Raw genomic sequence first — 9651 nt, forward strand, 5'->3', positions numbered from 1 at the left:
TAGAGCAGCTGATTTGTAATCAGCAGGTCGTGGGTTCGAGTCCCTCCATTGGCTCAAAAGCCTCTCGTTTACGAGAGGCTTTTTTTATGATCTAATTTATAGTACTGAAATAATCATAAAAAAATCCAACGCATTAATTGCGCTGGATTTTTTTAATAAATAAGGTTACTATTTATTTCTCAACTTTCTTAACAAGAGTTAAATCGAAGATTAGGTTTGCGTTTGGTGGTATTAATCCGCCTGCACCTCTTTCTCCGTACCCTAAAAATGATGGGATAAATATACGAGCTTCATCTCCAATATTCATATTTAACATTGCTTCTCTAAAACCAGGTACTAATCTAGCGCTAGTATTATATTGCATTGGAAATGGTTTGTAGCCACCTTTTTTATCTCTTGCCTCATCATATTTACCATTTGATTTTGCAACATCAACTAAACTAGTATCAAATAAAGTCCCATCTTCTAGAAATCCAGCGTAATCTATTAGTACAGAATCATGAGGTCCTAAAAGATTTTTTCCGTCACCTTTTTTAGTATATACCATTACTAATCCAGATTCTAGTTTTTTTACCTCACCATTTGCTTCGTTGTTTTTTGCAATAAAAGCATCTTTTGCTTTTTCTAATAAAGCTAATTCCTCTTTTTTGGCTTCTTCTAATTCAACAAAATATTTATCAAATATTTCTGTAGCATTAAACTTTTTAGAATCGGCACCTTTTCTAATAATATTTAATTCATTAATTATAACGTCTTCTACCGGTTTATTTCCAGCAGCAACTTTAACGTTAGAAATAGTGTCTTGAATTTCTAAACCTTTAACTAACTCTCCAAAAACGGTATGTCTGTTATCTAAATTAGGTGTAGGTATCTCAGTTATAAAAAACTGACTTCCATTAGTTTTTGGTCCGGAATTAGCCATAGATAAAACCCCTGGTTTATCGTGTTTTAAATCTGCAACAAACTCATCATCAAACCTATATCCTGGATTTCCTGCACCAGTTGCGGTTGGATCACCACCTTGGATCATAAATTTATCCATAACTCTATGAAAAGTTACACCATTATAAAACTTTTTATTTGTATAAGTTGTGTCTACTTTAGAATTTGTTCCTTCAGCTAAAGTGACAAAGTTAGCTACAGTTACTGGGGTTTTGTCATAATGTAATTTAGCAAGCATTATTCCTTTACTTGTTACAAACTCGGCATATAAGCCATCTTCTAAATCTGGGTACTTATCTTGGCAAGAAGCTGCAGTTAAACTAGTTAATAATACTACTGATAGTAGTTTGAAAAACATATTGTTAATTCTATTCATTGTAATAATTATTTATTTGTGTTTATAGTTATATTATTTACAGTAACGTCGCATATTATTGGAATGTTAGTTCCTATCTTATTTTCATCGCCATAATAACCAAAAGCTATTTGTGATGGAAAAACAAAAGTAACAGATTCTCCTGATTTAAGCAATTTTAGTCCTTCTCTTAAGCCCATAAAAAGCTCTTGCTGATCGATGCTATAATTTTGTGTCCTTAATTCTTCCTTAGAATACAATATCTCACCTTCTAAAGTTTTAATATTATAATCATAGTTTACTATATCTCCAAATTGAGGCGTATATGTTAAAGTGTCTGATTTTTTAATATAAGTATACCAAAAACCAGAGTTTGAGGCTATATATTCTTTGTCAGACTTGTTTATAATAACATTTTGTATATGTTCATATTCTTTAATATTTAACTCTTTGTTTCTTTCAGCAGATTTTTTAATAAAAGAACCAGTTTTTACAGAAATTGGTTTTCTGGCTTCTGGAGATTTACAACTAAAAAAGAGAGTTATACTTAATAGAATTAAAATGTTAAATTTCATTTTGTAAAGCATTTTTATATTGAGGTAAGATACTAATAAATTTAGCAATAGTTTCTTTTAAATTTAAATCGCTTTTTCCGCCTGCAGCATTGGTGTGTCCACCACCTTCAAAATGAGCTCTAGACAGTTGATTAACAGAAAATGAGCCTTTAGATCTTAAAGATATTTTTATAATACCTTGTTTTTCATCTTCAATAAAAATAGCAGCCATTTTACATCTATTTAAGGAAAGAGCATAGTTTACAATACCTTCCGTATCTCCTTTTTTGTAATTAAAATCACGTAATTCTTTTTGAGTGAGACTAATGTATGCTGTATGGTATTCTTTTATAAAGATTAAGTTATTAAGTGCTTTGCCTAATAGTTGAAGTCTGTTATAACTATTAGTATCATAAACATTATTATGTATTAGAGTGTTATTTGCTCCTTTCTCAATTAAAGAAGAAATAATGTTGTGTGTTATATTTGTTGTTGAGCTATATCTAAAAGACCCAGTATCTGTCATAATACCAACGTAAATACATGTAGCTATATCTTTACCAATTAAATCGGTATTATTCATTTTATCTATAAAATGATAAACCATTTCACAGGTTGAACTCATTTTAGTATCACTATATGTATATGTTGCAAAATCATCAGGTTGTTGATGATGGTCTATCATAATTTTTAACGAATTACTAGAGTCTAAGATAGACATCATATCTCCTGTTCTATGAAATGCATTAAAGTCTAGAGCAAAAATAATATCAGCATTAGATATTAAGTCATCAGATTTTGTTTTTGTTTCTTCGTACTTTAAAATACTATCATTATTCGGTAGCCATTTTAAAAATTCAGGATAATCATTTGGTACAATTATGGTTGGATTTTGATTTAACTTTTTTAAATAATGAAATAAAGCCAAACAAGAACCGATAGCATCTCCATCTGGGTTTTTGTGTGATACAATAATGATGTTATTAGAATTGCTTAATAATTCTTTAATAGAGTTGATTTCTTATTTCTTCATAAAAACGAAGATATTAATATCTTTTTTTTAAAACTATGTATTTTGTCGTAATTATCGTGACGTTAGTCGAAAAATTAGTAATCAGTTTATTATTTATAATTAGTGGCAGTACTTTTGCAATTAGTAAATAAAAATATAAAAAATGAATAAATTTTACACAATTTTATTAGGCTTAAGTGCTTTGTTATTAACTAGTTCAAAATCTGGAGACTTTAATATATCTGAAATGATATTAGTTGAAGGTGGTGAGTTTTTAATGGGATCTCCATATAGTGATGGACAAGCAGAAAAAGATGAGCAACCACAGAATACAGTTAAGGTTAACTCTTTCTTTATGTCTAAATACGAAGTAACAGTTGAAGAATGGACTGCTTACTTAAAAGACAAAGGTTTAACAAGACCAGAAGCACCAAAATGGGGTTGGGAAGATAGTTTTCCAATGTCTGGAGTTACTTGGTTAGAAGCAGTTGATTATTGTAATTGGCTAAGTATAAAACATAATTTAGTTCCAGCTTATAAAAAAAGAGGTGGTTATTTCTTTTGTGATTTTAGCGCTACAGGATATAGACTACCTACAGAGGCTGAATGGGAATTTGCAGCTAGAGGAGGGAATAAATCTAAAGGATTCAATTATGTAGGCTCAAACAGTCCAGATAGAATGTCTTGGCATCAAAAAAACAGTAATGGTAGACCACATACTGTCGGTACTCGTTACGCAAATGAATTAGGAATTCATGATTTAAATGGGAACATGTGGGAATGGTGTTGGGATATCTATGATGAACTTTACTATAAGGATATGAAAAAAGAATTAACGTCTACAGATAATCCAAAAGGAGGAACTGATGGAGACTATAGAGTAGTTAAAGGTGGTTCGTGGGACAGTAAGGTAAGCTTTTTAAGACCTGGAAATAAAGTTAGAGCAAAACAAACTCAAGTTTATGATTTCTTTGGTTTTAGAATAGTAAAAACATCAAAATAAACAATAGAAAATTATATAAAAAAAAGGGTTGCAATTTATTGCAACCCTTTTTTTTATATAAAAGAGTATGGTTAAACGTATTAAATAAAGTATTTTTGCAAAAAATAATTTATAATTAATTAAGAATGGCAACTAATAGAACATTTACAATGCTTAAGCCAGATGCAGTCGAAAAAGGACACATTGGTGCAATTTTAGAAAAAATTAATGCTTCAGGTTTTAAAATCGTAGCTTTAAAATTAACTCAGATGACTAAGGCAGATGCTGAATCATTTTATGCAGTACATAACGAACGTCCATTTTTTGGAGAGTTAGTGGAGTATATGACGAGAGGACCTATAGTAGCTGCTATATTAGAAAAAGAGAATGCAGTTGCAGATTTTAGAACTTTAATTGGTGCTACAAATCCTGCTGATGCAGCAGAAGGAACGATTCGTAAGTTATATGCAGCTTCTATTGGAGAAAATGCAGTACATGGAAGTGATAGCGATGAAAACGCATCTATAGAAGGTGAATTTCATTTTGCAGGTAGAGACCAATTTTAAGCATATTTAAAATGTTAAATATTAAAGTCTGAACGAAAGTTCAGGCTTTTTTTGTTAATTATTTTTTATCTTAACACCTTAAATTAATTATTATGACAAAAAAAATACTTTTTAGCTTTTTAGGTTTGATTTTTTGTGGGTTTTCTTTTTCACAAATTAATAAAACTCAATTGAGTCGATTCATAGAGCGTACGAATGTTAAGGTGGAAAAAAACTATATAAATAACACTTTAGAATTTATGATTTTTCCTTCAGGTAAATCATATAAAATTGGCGGTAATGATGTTAAATCAAAAACTATAAATTTTTTAACAAAAAATGCTTCGATTTTAGGTGCAGAAGCTGATGAGTTGTTTCTTTCAGAAATTAGAACAGATAATTATGGTTTGAATCATGCTATTCTAAAGCAAAAGATCAATAATGTTCCAGTTTTTGATGGTCAATTACGAATTCATTTTAATTCCAATTTAGAAATTAATTCTATAAATGGGAATTTGATTACTATAAAAAACCTAAGTACAAACCCTAATATTAATAAAGATACAGCAGCTCTAAAAGCTTTGGAAATTATTAAGAATCAAAATATAAATTTGTCAAATAAACCTTTAAAGGTAGTAGATAATGATTTGTATATTTTTCAAAGAGGATTAATTGAAAATAGATTTGAAGGGAATTATTTAGTTTATAAAGTTGAGGTTAGAAATGATTTAGATGTTAGAGAGTTTTTGTTTATAGATGCACATACTGGCAAATTAGTACAGCAATTTACAGGCATGGCACATGCTTTAGACCGTGTAGTCTATGAGAATAATACATCTAATATTGTTTGGCAAGAAGGAGATGCATTTCCTGGATCATTATCTTCTTGGCAGCAAAATGAAGTTGTTGCTTCAGAACACGCTTATCATTTTTTTAACAATACTTTTGGATATACATCCTATGATGACGCAGATGCTCAAATGAGAACTATTAATAATGACCCAGGAATATCTTGTCCTAATGCAAATTGGAATGGTGTTACTGCTAATTATTGTAATGGAACAGCAACGGATGATGTTATTTGCCATGAATGGGGTCATGCTTATACAGAGTATACTAGTGGATTAATTTATTATTACCAATCTGGTGCTTTAAATGAGTCTTTTTCAGATGTTTGGGGAGAAACTATAGATCTTTTGAATGGTTATGAAGACGCGGGCGAAAACTTAGCAGTTAGAACAAATGGAGCCTGTAACGCATCTTTAAGATGGCAAGTTGGGGAAGATGCTACGGCTTTTGGCGGTGCCATTAGAGATATGTGGTTTCCAACTTGTGATGGTGACCCAGGAAAAGTTACTGATGGTAACTATTGGTGTACAACTGGAGATTCTGGTGGAGTTCATATAAATTCCGGAATACCAAACCATGCATATGCCCTTTTAGTTGATGGAGGAACTTATAATGGGCAAACAATTACTGGCTTAGGTTTTGTAAAGGCTGCTCATATATTTTGGAGAGCACAAAGCCAATATTTAACTCCAACTAGTGATTTTTCTGTGTTTGCAGATGCTTTAGAGGCATCAGCTAATGATTTATTAGGAGTTAATTTAGAAAACATTACAATGTCGTCAATTACAACAGCTACACCTGCTGGTTTATCTGGGTTAAGTATTACAGCTTCTGATATTTTAGAGTTAAATGAAGTTTTGTTAGCTGTTGAGCTTAGAACAGACCCGAGCGCATGTGGATTTACACCATTATTAAGTGATACAACGACTTTATGCCCTAATGCAACTAATGGTCAAGATTTATTTTTAGAAGATTGGGAATCTGGAACAGATGGTTGGGTTATTTCAAATATTCCATCAAACCCAGGTACTTGGGAAAATAGAGATTGGGTACTTGAAACTAATTTACCAAAAAGTAGAGTGGGTAATGGTATTTTTGGTGCTGATCCAATTAATGGAAATTGTTCAACTAGTTTGCAAAATGGTATTTTAAGATTAGAAAGCCCTGTAATTACAGCGCCTTCAGTTGTTGTTAGTGATTATCAAATGGCTTTTAATCATAATGTTTCAACAGAGTTTGAATGGGATGGAGCAAACATAAAATACAAATTAAACTCAGGAGTATGGACATTTTTACCAGGTAGTGCTTTTACTGTAAATGCTTATAATGCTGCGTTTAAAAGTTTGGCAGATGGTAATGATAATCCACTTGCGTCTGAAAGAGGATTCACAGGTTATGATGAAGGTGGTTTAACGGGTAGTTGGGTAACTAGTGTTATTAATTTAGCTGCATTAGGCTTTGCTGAAAATGATACCATTCAATTTAGATTTGAAGTTGGTACAGATGGTTGTAATGGAACAGTTGGTTGGTATTTAGATGAGATTTATGTGTATAGTTGTACTACAACATTAAGTGTAGATAGTTTTAGCTTTGCTAACTCTAATTTGTCAGTTTATCCTAATCCTTCTAATGGAATGTTTACATTATCTAATTCTAAGTCAGTACAATTGCAAAATGCGCAAGTGTTTGATATAAATGGTCGCTTAGTAAAAACAGTTCTATTGAATAATGGCTTAGAGTCTTCAATAGATTTACGAGAAGTGTCTCAAGGTATTTATTTCTTAAAGGTAAATACTGATACTACGAGTGTTAATTTTAAATTAATAAAAGAGTAATTAGATTATTGATTAAGTTACTTAATATAATCTTAAAATATAAAGCAGGAATTATATAATTCCTGCTTTTTTTATTGATTGTTAATAGTAAATAAAAAAGGCTTTCCGTTTGGAAAGCCTTTTTTTGTAATGATTTAAAGAATATATATAATTATACTACTTTTACATTTACTGCGTTCATTCCTTTTCTTCCTTCTTGTAGGTCGAATTCTACTGTGTCTCCTTCACGAACTTCGTCGATTAAACCAGAGATGTGTACGAAATGATCGTTTTCTGATCCTTCTTCAGTGATAAAACCAAATCCTTTAGAATCGTTGAAAAATTTTACTGTACCTTGAGCCATTGTAATAAATATTTAATTTGTAATTGATGCAAAGATAGGTTTTAAAATGAAACAAAACCTTTTTTTGTTTTTTATTTACAAAAAAAATCAAATTATCTTAATATTAGTTTTTTAATTAAAGGTTTGCCTAGGGCTTCATTCAGCATTAAAATAATCTTTTCTTTGCCATAACTTAATTCTTCTCTAAGGACACTAGAACTCAATTGCACATATAAAATATCATTTTTAAATTCAAGTGCAGTAGTATAATTATTAACTCCAGATCCCATTTGTTCTACCCAAATATCTTGAACATTTATTTTATCTAACCCTTTTTCTAATTTATTACTACCAATAAACTCGTTTAACGCTTCTGAGAAATTTAAAATTTCGTTTTTTCTTTTTGCCATTAATCTAGATTAAAAGGTTGATATCTTTTGTATTTATAAATTGTGTTCTGGTTGTTGCTAATTATTAGAATTTGTTCTGTTGCTTTTATCACTGTTTCTTTAAATTCTGAAAAAGCTGTTCTATAATATAGGTTTAGACTATCGTTTTCTATTTTAAACTGAATATTTTCTTTAACGTTATTTGTCTCAAATTTACCATCAAAGCGAGGTTTTAGTTTTTGTCTAAACCCTTTTAAACTATCGTTTATTACAATATAATCAATTGTTTCACTAAAAGTGTATGTTTTAGTTTTGTATTCGGTAATTACTTCTTCAATTTCCCAATAGCCATTTATATGTTTTAACTGTTCAATTTTGCTTTCTGAACAGGATAAGGATACTAATAATATTAATATAAGTAGTATTTTCTTCATATTATAAATTGAATATTTTATAGGTTTGATGCACTTGTTTTACTGCTTTTTCAGTTCTTTCTGCATGCGTATCGCTAATAAATAACTGACCAAAATTTTCCTGATTGACTAAAGATATAATTTGTCCAACACGATTTTCATCTAATTTATCAAAAATATCATCTAATAGTAAAATAGGGTTTTCTCCACTTTGTTGCTTAATAAACTCAAACTGAGCTAGTTTTAGAGCAATTAAAAATGATTTTTGCTGTCCTTGGCTACCAAATTTTTTAATTGGATGATTATCTATAGAAAAGAGTAAGTCATCCTTATGAATACCACTTGTTGTGTATTGTATTGCCTTATCTTTATTAATGGTTTTGTTTAAAATAGTTAATAAATTAGTTTCAAACAAATCACTCTTATAGGCTAAATTTATGGCTTCGTCATTATTACTAATAGCTTCGTATTTGCTTTTAAATATTGGAGTAAAAACATCTAAAAACTGAGACCTTTCTGTAAAGATTATTTTAGCATAACCATCTAATTGTTCATTATAAATTTGGATAGTATCATTGTTAAAAGTATGATTTAAAGCAAAATATTTTAGCAATGCATTACGTTGTGCTAAGACTTTATTATAACTAATTAACGCGTCTAAATAGCTTTTGTTACTTTGCGAAATTACAGAGTCAATAAATTTTCTACGTGTTTCACTTCCTTCGGTGATTAAATCTCTATCTGCAGGAGAAATAATTACAAGTGGCAAAAAACCAACATGGTCACTAAATTTACCATAAGGCTTGTTGTTTCTTTTAATTATTTTTTTTTGATTACGTTTTAAACTAACTACAACTTTTTCAAGTTTATCTTGTTTTTGGTAATCACCATTAATTACAAAAAAATCTTCATTGTGCTTAATGTTCTGGCTAGCAATAGGGTTGAAATAACTTTTTCCAAAAGATAAATGATAAATAGCATCTAAAACGTTTGTTTTTCCAACACCATTATTACCTACAAAACAGTTTATTTTTGAATCAAAATCAAATGTTTTTGAATCAAAGTTTTTATAATTTAATACTGAAAGCGTACTTAAAACCATAGAAGAAATTAGAGCTAAAATTTAGGATAAAGTTGTGCTGAAAATACAGAAGTGCAAATTATTGAAAAATATCAAATAAATAAGCTTTTTTATCTGCGGAAATATTTTATTTTTGTTCGCAATAATATTTATAGATATGGCAACTTACAATAAAAGAGGATACAAGCAAAAGAAGAAAGTAGAGGCAGAAATTTCTACTGAAGACGAAACAATAGATGTAGGAGATTCTACTACTGCTGAAGTTTTTAACACTTTAGACGAAGGTGCTAATAAAGCAGAAGAATTTGTAGAGAAAAATCAAAAATATATTTTTATTATTATTGGTGTTGTAGCAGCAGTAGTTTTAGGATA

Annotated in this window: 10 protein-coding genes and 1 pseudogene; 4 read left to right on the plus strand and 7 right to left on the minus strand. The window is 29.8% G+C overall.

The window, feature by feature from the left end; genetic code table 11:
- Positions 1–172: 172 nt before the first annotated feature.
- From ACFDSN_RS10790 to ACFDSN_RS10800, 3 genes are read right to left on the minus strand one after another with little or no spacing between them, the layout of a single operon-like run.
- Positions 173–1318: a peptidylprolyl isomerase gene (locus tag ACFDSN_RS10790; RefSeq protein ID WP_375239864.1), complete on the minus strand. Its 1146-nt coding sequence runs from the start codon at positions 1316–1318 to the stop codon at positions 173–175.
- Between the two features lie 8 nt (positions 1319–1326).
- Positions 1327–1872, minus strand: a complete 546-nt coding sequence (gene gldI, locus ACFDSN_RS10795) for a gliding motility-associated peptidyl-prolyl isomerase GldI (protein ID WP_375239865.1) — start codon at positions 1870–1872, stop codon at positions 1327–1329.
- Positions 1862–2869 (minus strand): bifunctional oligoribonuclease/PAP phosphatase NrnA, encoded by a 1008-nt coding sequence (locus ACFDSN_RS10800; RefSeq protein ID WP_375239873.1) that lies wholly within the window; start codon positions 2867–2869, stop codon positions 1862–1864. The genes gldI and ACFDSN_RS10800 overlap by 11 nt, the downstream gene beginning before the upstream one ends.
- Positions 2870–3026: 157 nt before the next feature.
- On the opposite strand from ACFDSN_RS10800, the gene ACFDSN_RS10805 reads away from it, so the two are divergent.
- The 3 genes from ACFDSN_RS10805 (at position 3027) to ACFDSN_RS10815 (ending at position 7074) form a co-directional block, all read left to right on the plus strand.
- Positions 3027–3866: a formylglycine-generating enzyme family protein gene (locus ACFDSN_RS10805; protein ID WP_375239866.1), complete on the plus strand. Its 840-nt coding sequence runs from the start codon at positions 3027–3029 to the stop codon at positions 3864–3866.
- 125 nt (positions 3867–3991) lie between these two features.
- On the plus strand, positions 3992–4411 hold the full coding sequence (locus tag ACFDSN_RS10810) for a nucleoside-diphosphate kinase (RefSeq protein WP_375239867.1): 420 nt from the start codon (positions 3992–3994) through the stop codon (positions 4409–4411).
- Between the two features lie 92 nt (positions 4412–4503).
- Positions 4504–7074, plus strand: coding sequence for a M4 family metallopeptidase (locus tag ACFDSN_RS10815; protein WP_375239868.1), 2571 nt, complete (start codon positions 4504–4506; stop codon positions 7072–7074).
- Positions 7075–7225: 151 nt separating this feature from the next.
- On the opposite strand, the gene ACFDSN_RS10820 is transcribed toward ACFDSN_RS10815, so the two are convergent.
- From ACFDSN_RS10820 to recF, 4 genes are all read right to left on the minus strand, one after another.
- On the minus strand, positions 7226–7417 hold the full coding sequence (locus ACFDSN_RS10820) for a cold-shock protein (RefSeq protein ID WP_375239869.1): 192 nt from the start codon (positions 7415–7417) through the stop codon (positions 7226–7228).
- A 92-nt stretch (positions 7418–7509) separates the two neighbouring features.
- Complete coding sequence (locus ACFDSN_RS10825; protein WP_375239870.1) at positions 7510–7806, minus strand: DUF721 domain-containing protein; 297 nt, start codon at positions 7804–7806, stop codon at positions 7510–7512.
- Complete coding sequence (locus ACFDSN_RS10830; RefSeq protein WP_375239871.1) at positions 7806–8219, minus strand: lipocalin family protein; 414 nt, start codon at positions 8217–8219, stop codon at positions 7806–7808. Before ACFDSN_RS10830 ends, ACFDSN_RS10825 begins: the two co-directional genes overlap by 1 nt.
- Before the next feature lies 1 nt (position 8220).
- On the minus strand, positions 8221–9300 hold the full coding sequence (recF, locus tag ACFDSN_RS10835) for a DNA replication/repair protein RecF (protein WP_375239872.1): 1080 nt from the start codon (positions 9298–9300) through the stop codon (positions 8221–8223).
- A 136-nt stretch (positions 9301–9436) separates the two neighbouring features.
- Between recF and ACFDSN_RS10840 the strand changes: the two are divergent.
- Positions 9437–9651: pseudogene (locus ACFDSN_RS10840) on the plus strand (hypothetical protein); the annotation flags it as partial.

The organism is Aurantibacter sp. (assembly GCF_042094015.1).
GTDB lineage: Bacteria > Bacteroidota > Bacteroidia > Flavobacteriales > Flavobacteriaceae > Aurantibacter.

What these genes read in the sequence shown, in the direction of transcription:
- ACFDSN_RS10790 (WP_375239864.1), bottom strand. Translation starts at nt 1,318, where the DNA reads ATGAATAGAATTAACAATATGTTTTTCAAACTACTATCAGTAGTATTA.
- gldI (WP_375239865.1), bottom strand. Translation starts at nt 1,872, where the DNA reads ATGAAATTTAACATTTTAATTCTATTAAGTATAACTCTCTTTTTTAGT.
- ACFDSN_RS10805 (WP_375239866.1), top strand. Translation starts at nt 3,027, where the DNA reads ATGAATAAATTTTACACAATTTTATTAGGCTTAAGTGCTTTGTTATTA.
- ACFDSN_RS10810 (WP_375239867.1), top strand. Translation starts at nt 3,992, where the DNA reads ATGGCAACTAATAGAACATTTACAATGCTTAAGCCAGATGCAGTCGAA.
- ACFDSN_RS10815 (WP_375239868.1), top strand. Translation starts at nt 4,504, where the DNA reads ATGACAAAAAAAATACTTTTTAGCTTTTTAGGTTTGATTTTTTGTGGG.
- ACFDSN_RS10820 (WP_375239869.1), bottom strand. Translation starts at nt 7,417, where the DNA reads ATGGCTCAAGGTACAGTAAAATTTTTCAACGATTCTAAAGGATTTGGT.
- ACFDSN_RS10825 (WP_375239870.1), bottom strand. Translation starts at nt 7,806, where the DNA reads ATGGCAAAAAGAAAAAACGAAATTTTAAATTTCTCAGAAGCGTTAAAC.
- ACFDSN_RS10830 (WP_375239871.1), bottom strand. Translation starts at nt 8,219, where the DNA reads ATGAAGAAAATACTACTTATATTAATATTATTAGTATCCTTATCCTGT.
- recF (WP_375239872.1), bottom strand. Translation starts at nt 9,300, where the DNA reads ATGGTTTTAAGTACGCTTTCAGTATTAAATTATAAAAACTTTGATTCA.